Genomic DNA, 18,536 nt, shown 5'->3' with positions numbered 1-18,536 from the left:
GGTTGTGACCACGTAGTAAGATCACACCATGTTACAACTTGATAAAGCCTTGATTCACGCTCGCAAAGCCGAGTTAGAATCCACCAAACACGCCCTGAAACAGCATTTCGTGGGGATCGACCCGATCATCGACGAACTGATGGATTGCATCCAAGTCTGGTATTTAATGCCGGAATTGCTCAAGCGTCCCGTGATTGTGAATTTATGGGGCATGACAGGGGTTGGCAAAACCGATTTGGTGCGTCAACTGGTCAAACACCTGAACTTTCAGGATCGCTTTGCCGAAGTGGAACTCTCCAATATTGGACAAACCTCGTGGAGTTCGTCGGTTTCCAGCGTGTTAGACGATTACGGCTTTCATAACGGCAAACCGTGCATTGTGTTATTCGATGAAATCCAGCGCTTTAACACCATTGATTCCAAAGGCGAACCGTTGCCGCAAACCAAATTCATGGATTTTTGGGAGCTGTTATCCGACGGGCATTTATCCAAAAAGCAAAAAGATGATCTCGACAGTTTTCTGAACGAATACTATCAGCGCGAACGCAATGCTCAACGTCGCCGCAGCAAAGGCGAAAAAGAGGACGAAGACGACAGTCACGGCTACATCAGCACGTGGGATGCGGTGAATCTGAAAAAAGCGCTGAATCTGGACATGGAAGTGGTGGATATGCTCGACATTACCGAAGAGGAAATGGTCAGCATGATTCTTACCGCCAAGCGCAAAAAAGTAATTTACGAACCCATCAACCACACTCAAACGCTGATTCTGATTTCGGGTAATTTGGATGATGCCTTTCAAATGTCGCATCAAGCGGCGGAAGCGGATGTGGATGCCGATATTTTTCACGCCTTCACCACCAAAGTGACGCTGATGAATATTAAAGACGCGCTACTACGCAAATTCCGCCCGGAACAAGTGGCACGGTTTGGCAATATCCACCTCGTTTACCCCAGTTTGCGCAAACAGGATTTTCACACGCTGATTGCGCGGGAAATCCATCGGGTACAAACCGACACGTTCGAGCGCACTGGCATCCGTTTGGTGACGGATGTGAGCATGAATCAGTTGATTTACCGCAATGGCGTGTTTCCGGTGCAGGGGGTGCGCCCGTTATTTTCCAGCGTGACCGATATTCTGGAAGTCAATTTGTCGCGCTTATTACTGCAAGCCCTCAGCGACGATATTGACACCATTCACCTGAGCTACTCCGAAGAACGCCAAGCGATTGTGGCGCGTTTGGGCGAGGTGACGACGGAACACCCGTATGTGGGGCGCATCGACAAAATCCGGCAGGACAATACGCAAGCATCCGTGGCAAATATCAGTGTGCATGAATCCGGTCATGCGGTGGCTTACATGGTGCTGTTCGGCTTGGTGCCGTTGCAATTGCAAAGCAAAGTTGCCAGCAGTTACGCGAGCGGTTTCACCTTCCCGCATCAATTGCACCGCACCCGCCGCACCTTGCTGGATATGATTAAGGTGTATCTGGCAGGCGGTATTGCGGAAGAATTGCTGTTTGGGCATTTGGAAGCGTCAACCGGGCGTGAAAATGACCGCGAACGCGCCACCGAATTGGCGATGGATTATGTGCGCCGTTACGGTTTCGACGATGAATTTCAAGCCACCTACACCATTGAAGATTACCCGCACCGCATGAATACCGTGGTGACGGATATGGATGTGGAAAAAATGATGATGCGTCTGGTCAGCGAAACCAAGGAGTTACTGGGGCAATACGTGCATTGCTTACACGCCCTTTCCAAAGCACTGACCGAAGCGGGTAAGCTGGAAACAGATCAAGTGGCGGCGATTGCGCAACAGTATGATGTTGCTGCTGAGATTAAGCCGGAAGGTCATTTGCACATTGCGGATTATGCGGCGCGTTTGCGGGAACCGTTGGTGTGGCGCGGGCGGCATTAACAAACCGCCGCCGTCGTATTACCCTGCGCCATTTAACACACATGAGGCTGCGAAAACTGTGAGTAATCAGAATATCCACACGCTGCTGAATTTCTCATTGAGCAAGATCGACGATCTGCAAGCAATGGAAGCATTAGGGATTGAGAGTACCGAAGATTTATTTTTGTTGATGGCGCAGTCACACCTACCTATGCCGCATTTATCAGATAACGTGACGCAGGAGATGATTGAGGTTATGAATGCGTTGCCATTGGCGGCAACCCCCGTGTGTTCCAGCGTTACACGCAAGCCTTAGCGATAGACGCACTGCCGCGTAAAGCCAATCTCGGAGATTGAATGTAGGGCAATACAGGCAGATCGGGCGTTTTCGCAGTTACGATTTCCGCCTGCTTAACACAATTGAGGAAGTCAAAATACATGAAGCAACAAGGCAACGTCATTTTCTACACCACCCCTAAGCACCAAGTCCGCGTTGAAGTGCATTTCGAGGATGAAATCTTCTGGCTCACCCAAAAGCGCATGGCGGAGCTGTTTGGAGTAGAATCGAACACTATTACTTATCATCTGAAAGAAATCTTCGCCAGCGGTGAGCTTGACGAAAATTCAACTACTCGAAAAATTCGAGCAGTTCAACAAGAAGGTCAGCGGCAGGTTACTCGTACACTCGATTTCTATAATCTGGATGCCATTATCGCCGTCGGCTACCGCGTCAATTCCGCCGAAGCCACCCAATTCCGCATCTGGTCAACCCAAGTCCTCAAAGAATACATCATTAAAGGTTTTGTGCTGGATGACGAACGTCTGAAAAACGGTAAGCAATTCGGTAAGGACTACTTCGCTGAATTGCTGGAGCGCATCCGCGAAATCCGTGCCAGCGAACGCCGTTTCTACCAGAAAATCACCGACATCTATAGCCAGTGCAGCATTGACTACGATTCCAAAGCCGAGATTACCCAAACCTTTTTCAAAACGGTGCAAAACAAATTGCATTTCGCTATCACTGGCATGACTGCCGCTGAAATCATCCGCAGCCGTGCCGATAGTGACAAACCCGGTATGGGCTTGAAAACGTGGAAGAACTCACCGGACGGAAAAATCCTGCGGACTGACGTAACCATTGCAAAAAACTATCTGGACGAAAAGGAATTACGTAACCTCAATCGCATCGTCACCATGTACCTCGACTTCGCTGAAGTGCAAGCCGAACGCGAAATCCCCATGAAAATGAAAGACTGGGTGGATAAGCTGGATGCCTTCCTGCAATTCAACGGCTACGAACTGCTGCACGATGCCGGGCGGGTGCGTAAAGCAGTGGCGGATAAACTAGCGCTGGAACAATACGAAAAATACCGCATTGGGCAAGACCACGCCTACGAGTCCGACTTTGACCGCATGGTGAAGCAACTGGAAAGCAAGCAAAACGATTGAGATGAGGTAACGTGCTATACAGCGAGAAGCTGAAAATATCCGCTTGTGTACCTCGTTACCATTCGCCTAATTCATCAACATTCTCTACAATCCAGCCACTTTATAGCTGATTAGGCGCATCGTGATGCTGGAAATGTTGCAGGATAAACCGTTGGAATTAGCAGGGGCAGCATTTGCTCTGATCGCCATTCTTGTTTCCGTCGTGATCTACTACTTGCAACGTCAACGCAAAGAACTTGCCTTCGGCGTGTTGTCTGAACATCACCTGCTCGGTGTTGATGAAGAATTGGCGGATCGGGTGGCTGTGACCTTTGATGGGCAGCTTGTGAAAAACATCAGGCTCGTCATTTTTGGCGTGAAAAATTCGGGTAATCAGCCAATACTCATCAATGACTTTGAAGGTCGATCTATGCGCTTTACCTTCGGAGAAAATGCCAAAGTCCTGTCGACTGAGATTATTCACCAGTCCCCACATAATCTAGGCTGTAGCTTGGAGGTGGTAGAGGACACGATTCAAGTTAAACCATTGTTATTGAACTCAAATGATTATTTTGTAGTGCAGGTTTTGGTTACTGCACCGGAGATCAATATGCAAGCTGATATTCGCCTTGTTGGTATTCCTACCATTGTCGAGTTAAGTGCGCAAAAACCTGAGAATCTCATAGCTAGTATTGTCGGGAGAATACTGGCTTTATCATCACTTATTTTAATTTTCCCCGTTGCTGCTTTTGAGATTTTTAATAAAAATTATTTATTTTTAGTTATCCTCCTTATTCCTTTGTTTGCGATCCCAATTTTTTGGCATGATCTTAGAGGAGCTATTAATAACTTAAAGCGTCGTTATATTGATATGTCGTAAATGCGATAGTTCGTCGCTTCAAGCAGTGTAATAGGGCAATCGCATTAAATATATCTTGTTTTACAAAGCCCTAAGTTTTAGGCTTGGTAGCCCCTGGTCTGCCTGTAACGATTTTTAGTAGGTAATCCTCATCCCAGCCTGCGTTAAGACGTTTGTTTTTCACGCCGAGCTTGACGGTTTTTTCGGTTTTGACCAAATTGAGGGCAATATGCCGAACAACCGCCATATTCGCATCGCTGTTACCGGAACGCATTCGTTGGTCATCTTCGCGGAAAGCGTAGTCCAATACCCAATGCAAATTGTTCTCGATGCCCCAATGCGCACGCACGATTTGCCCTAAACGTTCAGGGTTTGAGGCTTCCATACTGGTGATGAAGTAACGGGTTTCTTCCGTGGTTTTGTCCTTGCATTCGCGGGTAGCCGTCACAGCAATGATGCTAGTGAGCTTAGGCCAATGAACATGGTCTTTCTTTAACCAGTCGATAGCTGATGTGGCGCGTACACTACGGGTCTCAATCCGTCCATGTCCACCGTCATAGCTGACATGTCCCACGGGTGGGCAGGTGTTAGCCGATTCAAAGAACAGCTTTACGTCTTGGTGAAGTGTGCCTTGATTACCCTTTAAGCTGAGCAGGTAATCTGCACCTTTGTCTACGATTTGTAGGGCAATGGCGGTTTGGCATCCCATCGCATCCAGCGTCACCACTGCTCCTGCAATATCCAGTTGCATCAATAGTTTAGGGATGGCAGTGATTTCATTGGACTTGTCATCCACCCGCTGCTGACCTAGCACCAACTGGTTTTGAGTTGCCCAAGCACTGACCATGTAAATGGCCAACTTATCTGATGCGCTATCAAGGCTACGGCGCAGGCATTTACCATCAATGGCAATGATTTCACCGTCACTAAGGTCGCCCAAGTCTGCCACCCAGCGACTAAAACACTCACTGAACTGCTGGGTGTCGATCAACCCAAAAACGCGCCCAAAGGTATCGTGTGACGGGATACCATGCTTCAAATCCAGTACGCTGGTGAACCACTTTTCTTTGGCTCTGCCAAACTGTTCGATGGATGCCCAGTCATCCGCGCCGCAAATCACCGCGCACAGCGTGATAAAGAAAATGTCGCTCAGTTTGTGTCGCTTACGGCGATCTAAGCGTGGGTCAGGGATTGAAGCAAAGTGTTCGAGTATCGAGGCTGTCGGGCGGAGTTTCATCAGGCAACCAAAAGCATGAAAGGAAACAAGCTTAAGGGACTTTTGTCAAGACCATTTTAATGCGATTACCCTAAGCAGTGTAACGTGAGACAGTGCCTAAGCCCCCACTTTCCGCTATCATACCCTCCTTGATGAACTGCCCATTGGTTTACCCCCATGCTGATCTTCCCCGGTAGCGTTGCCCTCTCCGAATTCCGCCGCAACAAGCTGTTGAGCGCCTTGCAAGCCATCGTGCCCACGATCACCGCTGTGCAAGCCGAATACATCCATTTCGTGCGCAACAGCCGCGAATTGCACCCCGACGAACACGCCCAGTTGCAAGCGTTGCTGACCTACGAAGAAGTACAAGGCAGCCACGCGTTCAGCGGCACATTGCTGCTCGTCACCCCGCGCAAAGGCACGATTTCGCCCTGGTCAAGCAAAGCCAGCGACATCGCCCACAACTGCGGCTTGACGATGGTGGAACGCATCGAACGCGGCATTGCTTACGACGTGCAAACCACTGCCGCGCTGTCGGAAGCCGAGCGCCTCGCCATCGCCGCGCTGTTGCACGACCGCATGACCGAAATGGTACTGACCGACCTGCAAGATGCCGTCGTCCTGTTCAGCGAAGCCGAACCCGCCGCCTTGCGCTACGTCGACATCAGCAATGACCCCAAAGCCGCGCTCGCCAAAGCCAACACCGACTGGGGCTTGGCACTGTCAGCGGATGAAATCGACTACCTCGCGGAAAATTACGCCGAACTCCAGCGCAACCCCACCGACGTCGAATTGATGATGTTCGCACAAGCCAATTCCGAGCATTGCCGCCACAAAATCTTCAACGCCGACTGGATTATCGACGGCAAGGAACAGCCCAAATCGCTGTTTGCCATGATCCGCAACACCCACGCGCACGCGCCCGAAGGCATCCTGTCCGCCTACCATGACAACGCATCGGTCATCGAAGGCCCGTTGGCAACGCGCTTTTTGACCGACGTAAAAACCGGCGAATACCACTACACCAACGAACCCGTCCACATCCTGATGAAGGTGGAAACCCACAACCACCCCACCGCGATTTCCCCGTTTGCGGGCGCTGCAACAGGTTCAGGCGGCGAAATTCGTGATGAAGGCGCAACCGGCAATGGCTCGAAACCCAAGGCGGGCTTGAGCGGCTTCTCGGTATCCAACCTGCGCATCCCCGGCTACGCCCAGCCGTGGGAACACGATTTTGGCAAACCCGACCGCATCGTTTCCGCCCTCGACATTATGCTCGAAGGCCCGATTGGTGCTGCCGCGTTCAATAACGAATTCGGTCGCCCCAATATCACCGGCTATTTCCGCACCTTTGAAATGCAAGCCCCCGGCGCAAAAGGCATCGAACTGCGCGGCTACCACAAGCCGATTATGATTGCAGGCGGCATGGGCAATATCCGCGAAAACAACATCAACAAAAACCCACTGCCGGAAGGCACGCCGATCATTGTCCTCGGTGGCCCCGCGATGCTGATCGGCTTGGGCGGTGGCGCTGCTTCTTCAATGGCGAGTGGTACGAGCGCGGAAAACCTCGACTTCGCCTCTGTCCAACGCGGCAACCCCGAAATGCAACGCCGCTGCCAAGAAGTCATCGACCGCTGCGTGGCCTTGGGTGCGGAAAATCCGATCCTCTCGATTCACGACGTAGGCGCTGGCGGTATTTCCAACGCCATCCCCGAAATCGTCAACGATGCCGGACGCGGCGGGCGCTTTGAACTCCGCGCCGTCCCCAACGCCGAACTCGGCATGGCTCCGATGGAAATTTGGAGCAACGAAGCGCAAGAACGCTATGTCCTCGCCATTGCTGAAGACCGCCTCGACACCTTCCGCGCCCTGTGCGAACGCGAACGCGCCGTCTACGCCGTGGTCGGTAGTGCCACGATCGAACAACAATTGCTGGTCGGTGACTCGCTGTTTGACAACAATCCGGTGAATTTGCCAATGAACGTGCTGCTCGGCAAGCCACCGAAAATGCTGCGTGACGTGCATCATCAAACCTTCCACAAGCCGGAAATCGACCTCAGCGGTATTGAGCTGCCGGAGGCGATTGAGCGCGTATTGCGCTTGCCAACTGTTGCTTCCAAATCCTTTCTGATCACCATCGGCGACCGCACGGTAACGGGCATGGTGACACGCGACCAAATGGTGGGCGCATGGCAAGTGCCGGTGGCGGATGTGGCCGTCACCTCCAGCGATTACACCACCAATTTCGGTGAGGCGATGGCAATGGGCGAACGCACCCCGATTGCGCTGGTGAATCCGGCAGCGTCTGGGCGCATGGCGATTGGCGAAGCCCTCACCAATATTGCGGCGGCAGACATTGCCAATATCCGCAACATTCGCCTGTCGGCGAACTGGATGGCGGCGGCGGGTTATCACGGCGAAGATGCGGCATTATTTGACACCGTGAAAGCGGTCGGCGAAGAGCTGTGCCCGCGTTTGGGTCTAGCGATTCCGGTTGGCAAAGACTCCCTGTCGATGAAAACGGTATGGCAGCAAGACGGCGAAAACCGCGAAATGATTGCGCCACTTTCCCTGATTGTCACCGCGTTTTCACCCGTGCAGGACATCCGCAAAACCCTGACTCCGGCATTGTGCAGCGACGTAGGCGATACCGATCTGATTCTGGTGGATCTTGGCAAAGGGCGTAACCGCTTGGCGGCTTCTGCACTGGCGCAAGTCTACGGGCAAGTTGGGCATCACGCGCCGGACGTGGATAACCCCGATGCACTCAAAGCGTTTTTCGACACTGTGCAAGATTTGCGTGGCGAAAACCTGATTCTGGCGTACCACGACCGTGCCGACGGCGGTTTGCTGGCAACCTTGGCAGAAATGAGTTTTGCCGGGCATGTCGGTGTGACGGCTTGCATTGGGCAGATTAGCGGGCAAATGCTGCCTGCACTGTTCAGCGAAGAACTTGGCGCGGTATTGCAAGTGCGCCATTGCGATACGGATGCGGTGTTGGAAGCGTTCCGCGAAGCTGGGTTGGCGCATTGCACCCACGTCATTGGCGAATTGAATGACAGCGACGAATTGGTGCTGACCTTTGCCAACAAGGAAGTGTACCGTGCCTCGCGTGCCACTTTGCAAAAAATCTGGGCAGAAACCAGCTACCGGATGCAGGCGTTGCGTGACAATGCCGATTGCGCCGCGCAAGAATTCGAGCGCTTGGATGATGTGCAAGACCCCGGTTTGCCGTTCGCCCCAACCTTTGAGTTGGATGAGGATGTGGCAGCGCCATATATCCGTACCGGAGTACGTCCAGCGGTCGCGGTATTGCGCGAACAAGGTGTGAACGGGCAGGTAGAAATGGCAGCGGCGTTTGACCGTGCCGGTTTCAAGGCGGTTGACGTGCACATGACCGACATTATCAGCGGTCGAGTGAAGTTGAAAGATTTCAAAGGCTTGGTGGCGTGCGGCGGCTTCTCTTACGGTGACGTATTGGGCGCTGGCGGCGGTTGGGCGAAAACGATTCTGATGAATCCGCGAGCCAGCGATGAATTTGCGGCGTTTTTTGCGCGGCAAGATTCCTTCGGGCTGGGCGTGTGCAATGGTTGCCAGATGTTCTCGCAATTGCGTGACATGATCCCCGGTGCGGCGCATTGGCCACGTTTCTACCGCAACCGTTCCGAACAGTTCGAGGCGCGTTATTCGGCGGTGGAAGTGCTGGAATCGCCGTCATTGTTCCTGCAAGGCATGGCTGGCTCGAAGCTGCCGATTGCGGTGGCGCATGGCGAAGGGCGGGCGGTGTTCGATACCGCAACGGCTGAAGGCATGTTGGCGGAAGGCTTAGTGGGCTTGCGTTACGTGGATAATCGCGGCAACGCTACTGAGCATTACCCCGAAAACCCGAACGGTTCACCGTTGGGGATTACGGGTGTGACCACGGCGGATGGGCGTTTTACTATCATGATGCCGCACCCAGAACGCTTGTTCCGCGCGGTGCAGCACTCGTGGAAGCCCGATGACATGGGTGAAGATGGTGCGTGGTTGCGGATGTTCCGCAATGCGCGGGTTTGGGTAGGCTAAACGTTAACCCCATGAAACACCAACGTATTCCCATGACCGTCGAAGCGTACCATCTGATGGAGCAGCCTTTCGGTTATAAGGTGGAATACTGGGATGATCATGCTGTTATTACGCCGCGTGAGAATCATGTCGTGACGCGGTTGACGGTGGTGGCACGGGCAGTGCCACCCGTTTGCCGTTTGGTTGCGCTTGACCTTAGCCGACAGCCGGAAATGGCAGAAGCCTTCTTTGACGCTTTTCACGACACGGTTGAGTTTTGTGATTGGCACGGTAACAAAATTCGGGAATATGCTGACCGTAGCATTGGCGATTATTTTGCAGGAAAGCGCGGCGTACCACATCCTGCTTCTGTGATGGCATTGGCTCAGGATGGCAGCATTATTGGGCTGGCGTTATTGCTGACAGATGAGGCGGGCGATGTGTGCTTGGATTTGTTGTGTGTTGTGCCTGCCTACCAACGTCAGAAAATTGCGACCAGCATGGTTGCGACTGCGGTCAATCAATTGTCTGTGTTGGGTATCGAGACATTGAGCAGTGCTTACCACATTTGCAATGAAAGTAGCCGTAATTGGCATCATCTGTTTGATTTTGTGGATGTTTACGACCAGATGTATATCCGCTTGAAATATGCTTGGTATCGGAATGAAGTTTGGCGGCGTGACAAGCTGGGGTTGTTCGATGGCTTGGATGCATTGAAAGCGGAGCGGGATTTTTGGCTGGCACAACTGGATGAGAGAAGCCGCTAATGTGGTTTCTGACTATTAGTCTGAAATCAATGCTAATATTAGGTCTGAATTTCTTGTTAAACTTAGGTGGTTTTTAAATGCCTACGCGAATCCTTGCTGGAACGGTTGCTAGTATTTCCGAGTTCAAGGCTAACCCGATGAAGGTGATGTCTTTTAGTTCAGGTAATGCCGTCGCTGTTTTGAATCATAACGAGCCTGCATTTTACTGTATTCCGCCAGCCATGTATGAAGCCCTGATGGAACGGCTGGATGATCTAGAATTGCTTGCCACAGTCCGCGAACGTGAACATGAACCCAGCATCAAGGCGACGTTAGATGAGCTATGAGCTGAAGAACCGCATGTGCCATCAGCCCGGTTGAGTGGTGCGCAGAACATTTACAAGATCAAATTGCGGCAGTTGGGTTATCGCCTTGTTTACCAAGTGGACGATAATATTGTGACTATTACGGTGATTGCGGTTGGCAAGCGGGAGCGGAATGCGGTATATCGGTATATCAAGCTGCGTTGCAACGATTGGATGAATAGGGAAATCGGGGGCGAACCCCGATTTCCTTTGATGCCATCAACTAAAATGCATTGTACTGAATATTTGCACACTCTGTGTTAAGCATACTACCATCATAGGTGTTTTTCAGAGTAACGCTTTGGCTGGCTTTATCTATACCGATGATGACATATTCATGTGTTAAACCTATCATTTTAGCGAATCCCCCTGCACTCCCAGTTTTGACAACTTTATTAACATATAGTCCTGAGCATCCTTTGGCGTATGCGGCTGCCATTTTTTGCTGTTTAGCTTGTGCTTCTTTTGCATCTCTGACTTTGGATTCGGCTTCTCGTCTTGCTTCCTGTGCTTTTTCTTCAGCTTGTACTCTGGTATAGCGTGTTTTTAAGCCCCACGGATCTCCAGCTTGCTCATTCATGGATTTTTCTCTGGAATCGTAGGTTTTGCTACAACCTTCGCTTTTTATGCTGACGTTACTGTCCTCAACTTCAGCCGCTCCATTTACGAGTTTACTGGTAACACTGTACTGTTTTGCTGGAGTGCAGCTTTCGACATATTGGATAGTGAGTGATGTGTCATTATTTCCAGTAGACCAAAGATAGGTATGCCCCGGTTTGAGTTCCACTGTCTTAGTTGCCTGTTGTGTGGCGGTTTCTTCCGCTTTAGCGACGCTTTGGCTGTGTAGGCTCATGATTCCACCTAGCAAGAGCAATCCGCCCAAAACAGCGGCAGCTTGCCCATCTGACATTTCACTTTCACTGGATGATGAACCCGTGCCAGTAATAGTTTTGTCTGCGAAAACGTATGAACTGTTGGCAATAAGCGAGATTGCCAAGCATGTGCTGAGGATATGCTTTTGCATAGGATGATGCTCCTGATGATTATTAAGGAAGTAAATGCCCGGTTCATCATCAATTCTACGAATTGCGTAGAGAATACTCAAGTAAAATTTACGAATATCGTAGGATGTCAAAGCATCCTCAATCATTATTCGGTTCTCGTTTGCGTACAGCACGAATACGTGCGGGTTTACCGCAGGATCGTTTGGGTGTGTTGATTGGGTTGGATGAGGGATGCAGCAGCGCCCGAATCAGTCGTTACGAAACTGGAACGCATGAACCGCCTTTCGAGACGGCTAAAAATTTGGCAGCAGCGTTAGGTATTCCGGCAGCATATTTCTACTGCGTATCAGACGAACTGGCGGACATCATTCTGGAGAGTCACTGCTTGTCCGTAGAAGAACTGGTTTCTGTATTGGCGTGGATTCGCGATTTGAAGCAGCCCAAGTAACTAGCGTAAGGCTGGCAGGATCAAAATCAGCAGGTACAGCTTTGCGTTTACTTTTGATTAGCCCAAATCCTTCATCATGAAACCGCTCCGGCGCACGTTTGACCACTAGACGGGAAGACTGGCGCTCTTTAGCCTTCAGGTCAGCGAAAATAGCCTTCAGGTCAAAATTGAATGTCGCCGCGTAGGCTTCACGTATTTTGTGGATTTCTTCAACAATAGGATCGTTTTTCATCTCAAAACTCCAGCAATGCAGACCACTCACTATGCGAAGAAGTTAGAATGGAGTCAAGCAAACCTGACCCACATCAAACTTATCCACACCCTCACCTTGAATTCCCCCACCCGCTACCCCAGATTTGTCCCATCCGACGCACTTGCGTCCAACCCAAATCAATAGGTAGCCCACATGAGAATGGACAAACTCACCAGCAAGTTCCAACTCGCCCTGCAAGACGCGCAATCGCTCGCGTTAGGGCGTGATCACCAATTCATCGAACCCATCCACCTGATGATTGCCCTGCTTGACCAGGAAGGCGGTTCTACTCGCGGTCTGCTGACCAAAGCTGATGTCAACGTCAACCAATTGCGCTCGAAACTCGGCGAAGCGGTTGAGCGTCTTGCCAGCGTTTCCGGTGGCGACGCGGGTAGTGTGCATGTGTCCAACGACCTCAGCAAGTTGCTGAACGTCACCGACAAAATCGCCCAGCAACGCAAAGACCAATACATTTCCTCCGAACTCTTCATCCTCGCCGGATTGGAAGACAAAGGCACGCTCGGCAATCTGCTGCGTGAATGCGGTGCTACCAAAGGCGCGGTCGAAAAAGCCATCGAAGGGATGCGCGGCGGACAAACCGTCAACGACCCCAATGCCGAAGACCAACGCCAAGCCCTCGACAAATACACCATCGACCTCACCGAACGCGCCGAACAGGGCAAGATTGACCCGATCATCGGGCGTGACGAAGAAATCCGCCGCATGGTGCAAATCCTGCAACGCCGCACCAAAAATAACCCCGTGCTGATCGGCGAACCGGGCGTGGGTAAAACCGCGCTGGTCGAAGGCTTGGCGCAACGCATTGTCAACGGTGAAGTCTCCGAAGGCATGAAAGGCAAACGCCTGCTCTCGCTCGACCTCGGCGCATTGCTCGCAGGCACAAAGTACCGTGGCGACTTTGAAGAACGCCTCAAAGCTGTCCTCAACGACATCGCCAAAGCCGAAGGCAATATCATCCTGTTCATCGACGAATTGCACACCATGGTCGGCGCGGGCAAAGCCGACGGTGCAATGGATGCGGGCAATATGCTTAAGCCTGCCCTTGCCCGTGGCGAATTGCACTGCCTCGGCGCAACCACGCTCGACGAATACCGCCAATACATCGAAAAAGATGCCGCGCTCGAACGCCGCTTCCAGAAAGTGCTGGTGGACGAACCGACCGTGGAAGACACCATCGCCATCCTGCGCGGCTTGCAGGAAAAATATGAAGTGCATCACGGCGTGGAAATCACCGACCCTGCGTTGGTTGCTGCCGCAACGCTGTCGCACCGTTACATCACCGACCGCCAGTTACCGGACAAAGCCATCGACCTGATCGACGAAGCCGCGTCTCGCATCCGCGTTGAAATCGACTCCAAGCCGGAAGTGATCGACAAGCTCGACCGCCGCCTGATCCAGCTCAAGATCGAACGCGAAGCCTTGAAAAAGGAATCCGACGACGCTTCCAAAAAACGCCTCGCCGACTTGCAGGCTGAAATCGACCGTCTGGAAATCGAATCCGCCGATTTGGAAGAAATCTGGAAAAGCGAAAAAGCCGACGTGCAAGGCACTTCCCACATCAAGGAAGCCCTCGACCAAGCGCGGCTCGAATTTGAAACCGCCCGACGTGCGGGCAATTTGCAACGCATGGCGGAACTGCAATACGGGCGCATCCCCGAACTCGAAAGCCAGTTGGCGCAAGCCGACGATGCTGCCGCCCACACCGAATCCAAAGCGCCCAAATTGCTGAAAACCAAGGTGACGGAAGACGAAATTGCCGACATCGTGTCACGCTGGACAGGTATCCCCGTCAGCAAAATGCTCGAAGGCGAAAAGGACAAGCTGCTGAAAATGGAAGAGGTGCTTGCCAAGCGCGTGATTGGGCAAACCGAAGCGGTAGTCGCGGTTTCCAACGCCATTCGCCGTGCGCGTGCCGGGCTTTCCGACCCCAATCGCCCCAGCGGTTCATTCCTGTTCTTGGGGCCTACGGGTGTGGGTAAAACCGAACTCACCAAGGCGCTGGCGACTTTCCTGTTCGACACCGACGACGCGATGGTGCGGATTGATATGTCCGAATTCATGGAAAAGCATTCCGTCGCTCGCCTGATCGGTGCTCCTCCGGGTTACGTCGGCTATGAAGAAGGTGGCTATTTGACCGAAGCGGTGCGCCGCCGCCCGTACTCCGTAATCCTGCTGGATGAGGTGGAAAAAGCCCATCCCGACGTATTCAACGTGCTGCTGCAAGTGCTGGACGACGGGCGTTTGACCGATGGGCAAGGCCGCACCGTGGATTTCCGCAACACCGTCATCATCATGACTTCCAACCTTGGTTCGCACCTCATTCAAGAGATGTCGGGCGAAGCCAACTACGAGCGGATGAAAGCAGCGGTGATGGAAGTCGTCGGCACGCATTTCCGCCCTGAATTCATCAACCGCATTGACGAAACGGTGGTATTCCATCCGCTGGATCAGGTCGAAATCCGCAAGATTGCAGACATCCAGCTCAATAACTTGCGTCAACGTTTGGCCGCGCGGGATTTGGGGATTCAGATTACCGATACGGCACTCGACTTGCTGGCAGAGGCTGGTTTCGACCCAGTGTATGGTGCTCGTCCACTCAAACGCGCTATCCAGCAGCAAGTGGAAAATCCGCTGGCACAGCAAATCCTCAGCAGCAAGTTTATGCCGGGGGATACGATTGCGGTGGATGTGGTAGATGGCAGGCTGACGTTTACGGCGTTAGTTGAAGCGCAGGAAGTGTAACGCTCTTTTGTGCTGAAAGAGAAACGCCGCCTCAACAGGCGGCGTTTTTGCTGATCAAGGTTGTGAGCTACAACTTGCAGGCTCATCTGTATACTGCCAAGACTTGCGTATAATCAATGGTGATTTTCTGCATACGGGTACAATTGACGTGATCATTGCCTGCCCTACGGATTTTTGTGGGTCTAGTGCATGTTGAAAATCGTGAAGAGCTAAGTTCACAAGTTGACCAGATGAGTTTAATTTCTTAACCTTTTCAACCTTGTCGCATTTGAACCAAATTTTTTCTTCTCCATGATCACAAGGTGATGAATCATGGGTATCAGTAGAAGCATAGGGATTGTGATTTCCGGGTGTGAATGTTAGTACTCGAATGCGGTGTTCTACCTGCATGGCTACTCTTGAATCTTCATCATCACACCATCCGTCTGTTACACCTTCTCTAATTTTCCTATCTGAGTAATAAATATAAAGCCAGAAAGGTTGTTGGTCATTATGGTTATTCTCGTTATTAATTAATGCATGAGGGGTGTATTTGCAGAATGAAAAAGCAAAAAAAGGCTTCCCACTAGTTTGCCATGCGTCAATTACTTTGATTTGAAACCAATCGTTGCAGGGGTGAGCAGGGTAAAGGTATTCGCGCATGGACATTCCTTGAGCAGATTATAGACGTCGCCATTATGCTGCGAAAACGGTCTATTTGTACAGTTTATGATAAGTAAAATAATGCTGTCATTTGCGTTACTGAGCCAATGCTCGTAGTACGGCTTGCGGTTCTTTTGCCACCACATGCAGCAATACCCGTGCTGCACCGTGCGGAGTACGATCCCCGCGCTCCCAATGGCGCAAAGTGCTGACACTGATACCAAAAGTTGCTGCAAATTCCACCTGAGTCATACCGACTTTTGCGCGGACGTTTTTCACATCAACAGGTGAAAACTGATGCACTTTTGCTTGTGGGCAGTTGCCTTTTGCGAAAGTGATGGCTTCTTCCAAGCCTTGCTTGATGCTGGCGAATGCGTTACCCATGTTGCTGCTCTCCATAGTGTTTGATCAAAGTTGTTGTGAATTTTGCTAGATCGTTACGTTCTTTGGAAATTACCCACCCTCAAAATAATCCGTATCCACTTTCTTCACCTCGTAATGTTCCACCACCGATACGCCCACATTGTATTCCACCATCAACGCCGCGAGCTTTTCCCCGTCAATCAAAATAATCCGCGTCTCAATCGAGCGGGCATACTCTTTAGCCTCACGGGAAAAGTTGGAGGTCGTCATGAAAATCCCTTTCTTCGCCCGCTGCCCCTGCAACGCGCCCGCAAATTTCTGAATTTCAGGGCGACCCACCGTCGCTTCCCAACGTTTGGCTTGCATGTAAAGCACATCCACGCCCAAGCGGTCTTCGTTGATGATGCCGTCAATGCCGCCGTCGCCGCTTTTGCCAATGGCTCGACCCGCATCCTGACGGTTGCCGCCGTAACCCATTTTGATGAGCAAATCGACCACCAGTTTTTCAAAGAAGGTCGGCGAAGCTTCTTTAACGGTTTCCAGCACTTCCTGCTCAAGATTGCGGCATAACAAACGGTGGGCGGAGGCGAGGATGTCTTCGGGGGTATCGTCGAAAATAATATCCGAATCCATGTCCAGCGTTTGCCCGCTCTCGGTCTTAGTGACGTGTCGGCGGTTTTTAAAATCTTGAAATTCGGGGAATGCTGCCAGCGTAGCAATGCGGATGCTGTGCGGATTGGCCTTGAGCAATTGCAGCCCACGCGGGGTAATCACAAAACAGCCACGGCGCGGCGAATACAGCGCCCCCGCTTGCTTGAGGTAGGAACGCGCCCACCCTACCCGATTACCAAACACCGATTGCGTGCCACTGGGCAAAATGGCGGAGCGTTCGGCTTCGTTCAGTTGAAATTGTTCGGCAAGAGTGAGCGTCGCATCGCGTAATTTGTGTTCTTGCCCATCGGCTGCCAGTTGCAACAAAGGGCGCATCAAGGTTTGATAATCGGGTATCGGCATGGGGTTCACCAACAAAAACGCCGCTCTGAAATAAGCGGCGTTCGAGTATGACAAAACGTGTCTGGAAAGGCTATGCGCGTTTCACCAAGCCGATAATGAACAACAAGATGACCGCACCAATCACCGCCCAAATCAGGGTTCCCAACAATGGACCAACACCCAAGTTTACAGACAAGAGACCACCTACGAACGTGCCAATGACCGAGCCAACGATCCCCACAATGATGTTACCAATCAGACCGAAACCTGCACCTTTCATGATGATACCAGCCAGCCAACCAGCGACCGCACCAATGCCCAACATGACTAGAATTTGAGTAATCTCCGCACCCATAAGTAGACTCCTTTAAACCGTGGTAAATTTATGTATTTCGGCAACTGCCAAAAACAGTATAGGTGCTAATTTCAAGATTAATCATCTGATTGTATTTATTGGAATTATTAACGGTAGTGATCATCTGACGAATGACAGGTTTACAGTACATGCGGAGGTCATTAAGATGCTGCGTGCATTCATTTGCCAATAAAGGATGAGGAGTCAGCATGATGCGTTTTGGATTATTGTTATTGCTACTGATGCAGACAATGTTGATGTCTGTCAATGTGAATGCAACGCCTGTTTTGGAAGTGCAGAACAGCTTGGTGATTCCACCGCATACAGTGAATGGCATCAAAATCAGTGAACTATCGGGTTTAGTCTGGGATCAGGATGAGCAATTGCTCTACGCCATTTCCGACAAAGGAGCCATTTTTCACTTCAAACTCGACATCCAAGGCAATCGCCTGACTGCGGCTGAAGCAGTGTATGCCGCCAACCTCATGGATAAGGACGGTGAACGCATTAAAAAAGGTCGTCGCGATTCTGAAGGTTTAACCTTGATGAATGCCAATAATGGCAAAACCGGTGATTCGCAACTCGTGATTGCATTTGAGGGCATTCCACGCATTATTCGGTTTACCCCACAAGGCCAAGCGATTAAAAACATTAGCTTACCGGCAGAGTTGGACGACAAAAACGCCTATCAACACGGTAATAACTCACTGGAATCCGTCACTTTTCATCCACGTTACGGCTTTATAACCGCCCCGGAAATGCCACTCAAAGGTCAACCACGCAATTTGCACACCTTGTACTCGACCAAAGGGCAGCAATGGTCGTTCATGGCTTACCCCGCGACAAATAGCGGTATCAGTGCGATGGAAGTCTTACCCAATGGTAATTTATTGGTGATGGAACGCGCCTGGTCAGGGTTTCCCAACCCATTGGTGGTGAGCTTGCGTTATTTGGATTTCCAACAATGTTCCAAAGATCAGGCGTGTACGCTGCAAGACCTGAAAGTGTTATCGAGTCATTTGCTGGTTGATAATTACGAGGGGTTGACCCATATTCAGGGCAATCAGTATTTGATGGTCGGCGATGATGGCAATGAAGATTTTCTGCCCACCACGCTGACCCTGTTCACCCTCGACTTAGGGAAGCCATAA

General features: G+C 51.2%; 17 protein-coding genes. 11 read left to right on the top strand and 6 right to left on the bottom strand.

The genetic code is table 11. From position 1 onward, the window contains the following. The first annotated feature begins 28 nt into the window (after window positions 1-28). From L2Y54_RS08985 to L2Y54_RS08970, 4 genes are all read left to right on the top strand, one after another. A complete protein-coding gene (locus tag L2Y54_RS08985) occupies window positions 29-1,924 on the top strand; it encodes an AAA family ATPase (protein WP_236501506.1) in 1,896 nt (631 codons plus the stop codon). 58 nt (window positions 1,925-1,982) lie between these two features. Beyond that, on the top strand, window positions 1,983-2,219 hold the full coding sequence (locus L2Y54_RS08980) for a hypothetical protein (protein ID WP_236501505.1): 237 nt from the start codon (window positions 1,983-1,985) through the stop codon (window positions 2,217-2,219). Window positions 2,220-2,341: 122 nt separating this feature from the next. Further along, window positions 2,342-3,352, top strand: a complete 1,011-nt coding sequence (locus tag L2Y54_RS08975; protein ID WP_236501504.1) for a virulence RhuM family protein — start codon at window positions 2,342-2,344, stop codon at window positions 3,350-3,352. Between the two features lie 124 nt (window positions 3,353-3,476). Beyond that, window positions 3,477-4,211, top strand: coding sequence for a hypothetical protein (locus L2Y54_RS08970; RefSeq protein ID WP_236501503.1), 735 nt, complete (start codon window positions 3,477-3,479; stop codon window positions 4,209-4,211). Between the two features lie 70 nt (window positions 4,212-4,281). Here the strand turns inward: L2Y54_RS08970 and L2Y54_RS08965 are convergent, their stop codons facing one another. After that, window positions 4,282-5,427: an ISAs1 family transposase gene (locus tag L2Y54_RS08965; protein ID WP_236501502.1), complete on the bottom strand. Its 1,146-nt coding sequence runs from the start codon at window positions 5,425-5,427 to the stop codon at window positions 4,282-4,284. A 156-nt stretch (window positions 5,428-5,583) separates the two neighbouring features. Between L2Y54_RS08965 and purL the strand changes: the two genes are divergently transcribed. From purL to L2Y54_RS21765, 4 genes are all read left to right on the top strand, one after another. Beyond that, window positions 5,584-9,474 carry a phosphoribosylformylglycinamidine synthase gene (gene purL / locus L2Y54_RS08960; protein ID WP_236501501.1) on the top strand — a complete coding sequence of 1,297 codons (3,891 nt, stop codon included), beginning with the start codon at window positions 5,584-5,586 and terminating at the stop codon, window positions 9,472-9,474. An 11-nt stretch (window positions 9,475-9,485) separates the two neighbouring features. After that, the gene (locus L2Y54_RS08955; RefSeq protein ID WP_236501500.1) at window positions 9,486-10,220 is read left to right on the top strand and encodes a GNAT family N-acetyltransferase; all 735 of its coding nucleotides are present in this window, start codon (window positions 9,486-9,488) and stop codon (window positions 10,218-10,220) included. 77 nt (window positions 10,221-10,297) lie between these two features. Then, a complete protein-coding gene (locus L2Y54_RS08950; RefSeq protein ID WP_236501499.1) occupies window positions 10,298-10,546 on the top strand; it encodes a type II toxin-antitoxin system Phd/YefM family antitoxin in 249 nt (82 codons plus the stop codon). 15 nt (window positions 10,547-10,561) lie between these two features. After that, window positions 10,562-10,828 carry a type II toxin-antitoxin system RelE family toxin gene (locus tag L2Y54_RS21765; protein ID WP_311196234.1) on the top strand — a complete coding sequence of 89 codons (267 nt, stop codon included), beginning with the start codon at window positions 10,562-10,564 and terminating at the stop codon, window positions 10,826-10,828. Here L2Y54_RS21765 and L2Y54_RS08940 read toward each other — a convergent pair. Further along, window positions 10,788-11,714 carry a hypothetical protein gene (locus tag L2Y54_RS08940; protein WP_236501498.1) on the bottom strand — a complete coding sequence of 309 codons (927 nt, stop codon included), beginning with the start codon at window positions 11,712-11,714 and terminating at the stop codon, window positions 10,788-10,790. The genes L2Y54_RS21765 and L2Y54_RS08940 overlap by 41 nt on opposite strands. A 14-nt stretch (window positions 11,715-11,728) precedes the next feature. On the opposite strand from L2Y54_RS08940, the gene L2Y54_RS08935 reads away from it, so the two are divergent. Together L2Y54_RS08935 and clpB are read left to right on the top strand one after the other, a co-directional pair. After that, window positions 11,729-12,016 (top strand): helix-turn-helix domain-containing protein, encoded by a 288-nt coding sequence (locus L2Y54_RS08935; RefSeq protein WP_236501497.1) that lies wholly within the window; start codon window positions 11,729-11,731, stop codon window positions 12,014-12,016. Between the two features lie 406 nt (window positions 12,017-12,422). Then, window positions 12,423-15,032, top strand: coding sequence for an ATP-dependent chaperone ClpB (clpB, locus tag L2Y54_RS08930; RefSeq protein ID WP_236501496.1), 2,610 nt, complete (start codon window positions 12,423-12,425; stop codon window positions 15,030-15,032). 54 nt (window positions 15,033-15,086) lie between these two features. On the opposite strand, the gene L2Y54_RS08925 is transcribed toward clpB, so the two are convergent. The 4 genes from L2Y54_RS08925 to L2Y54_RS08910 all read right to left on the bottom strand — a co-directional run bounded on the left by L2Y54_RS08925 (window position 15,087) and on the right by L2Y54_RS08910 (window position 17,385). After that, entirely contained in the window at window positions 15,087-15,674 is a 588-nt protein-coding gene (locus L2Y54_RS08925; RefSeq protein WP_236501495.1) for a hypothetical protein, read from the bottom strand. Window positions 15,675-15,770: 96 nt separating this feature from the next. Then, window positions 15,771-16,058, bottom strand: a complete 288-nt coding sequence (nadS, locus tag L2Y54_RS08920; protein ID WP_236501494.1) for a NadS family protein — start codon at window positions 16,056-16,058, stop codon at window positions 15,771-15,773. A 69-nt stretch (window positions 16,059-16,127) separates the two neighbouring features. Further along, entirely contained in the window at window positions 16,128-17,051 is a 924-nt protein-coding gene (locus L2Y54_RS08915) for a restriction endonuclease (protein ID WP_236501493.1), read from the bottom strand. A 70-nt stretch (window positions 17,052-17,121) separates the two neighbouring features. Beyond that, window positions 17,122-17,385: a GlsB/YeaQ/YmgE family stress response membrane protein gene (locus tag L2Y54_RS08910; protein WP_210225693.1), complete on the bottom strand. Its 264-nt coding sequence runs from the start codon at window positions 17,383-17,385 to the stop codon at window positions 17,122-17,124. A gap of 209 nt (window positions 17,386-17,594) precedes the next feature. Between L2Y54_RS08910 and L2Y54_RS08905 the strand changes: the two genes are divergently transcribed. Further along, window positions 17,595-18,536, top strand: a complete 942-nt coding sequence (locus L2Y54_RS08905; protein ID WP_236501492.1) for an esterase-like activity of phytase family protein — start codon at window positions 17,595-17,597, stop codon at window positions 18,534-18,536.

Source organism: Thiothrix winogradskyi (assembly GCF_021650935.1).
Lineage (GTDB): Bacteria > Pseudomonadota > Gammaproteobacteria > Thiotrichales > Thiotrichaceae > Thiothrix > Thiothrix winogradskyi.
Note: the sequence above shows the minus strand (reverse complement) of the source record. Positions and strands in the feature narration are given on the sequence as shown.

Bases quoted from the DNA above. Each gene is read 5' to 3' on its own strand.
- L2Y54_RS08905 (WP_236501492.1), top strand. From the start codon at position 17,595: ATGATGCGTTTTGGATTATTGTTATTGCTACTGATGCAGACAATGTTG.
- L2Y54_RS08965 (WP_236501502.1), bottom strand. From the start codon at position 5,427: ATGAAACTCCGCCCGACAGCCTCGATACTCGAACACTTTGCTTCAATC.
- purL (WP_236501501.1), top strand. From the start codon at position 5,584: ATGCTGATCTTCCCCGGTAGCGTTGCCCTCTCCGAATTCCGCCGCAAC.
- L2Y54_RS08950 (WP_236501499.1), top strand. From the start codon at position 10,298: ATGCCTACGCGAATCCTTGCTGGAACGGTTGCTAGTATTTCCGAGTTC.
- L2Y54_RS08910 (WP_210225693.1), bottom strand. From the start codon at position 17,385: ATGGGTGCGGAGATTACTCAAATTCTAGTCATGTTGGGCATTGGTGCG.
- clpB (WP_236501496.1), top strand. From the start codon at position 12,423: ATGAGAATGGACAAACTCACCAGCAAGTTCCAACTCGCCCTGCAAGAC.
- L2Y54_RS08915 (WP_236501493.1), bottom strand. From the start codon at position 17,051: ATGCCGATACCCGATTATCAAACCTTGATGCGCCCTTTGTTGCAACTG.
- L2Y54_RS08940 (WP_236501498.1), bottom strand. From the start codon at position 11,714: ATGATTGAGGATGCTTTGACATCCTACGATATTCGTAAATTTTACTTG.
- L2Y54_RS08975 (WP_236501504.1), top strand. From the start codon at position 2,342: ATGAAGCAACAAGGCAACGTCATTTTCTACACCACCCCTAAGCACCAA.
- L2Y54_RS08925 (WP_236501495.1), bottom strand. From the start codon at position 15,674: ATGCGCGAATACCTTTACCCTGCTCACCCCTGCAACGATTGGTTTCAA.
- L2Y54_RS08955 (WP_236501500.1), top strand. From the start codon at position 9,486: ATGAAACACCAACGTATTCCCATGACCGTCGAAGCGTACCATCTGATG.
- L2Y54_RS08985 (WP_236501506.1), top strand. From the start codon at position 29: ATGTTACAACTTGATAAAGCCTTGATTCACGCTCGCAAAGCCGAGTTA.
- L2Y54_RS08970 (WP_236501503.1), top strand. From the start codon at position 3,477: ATGCTGGAAATGTTGCAGGATAAACCGTTGGAATTAGCAGGGGCAGCA.
- nadS (WP_236501494.1), bottom strand. From the start codon at position 16,058: ATGGGTAACGCATTCGCCAGCATCAAGCAAGGCTTGGAAGAAGCCATC.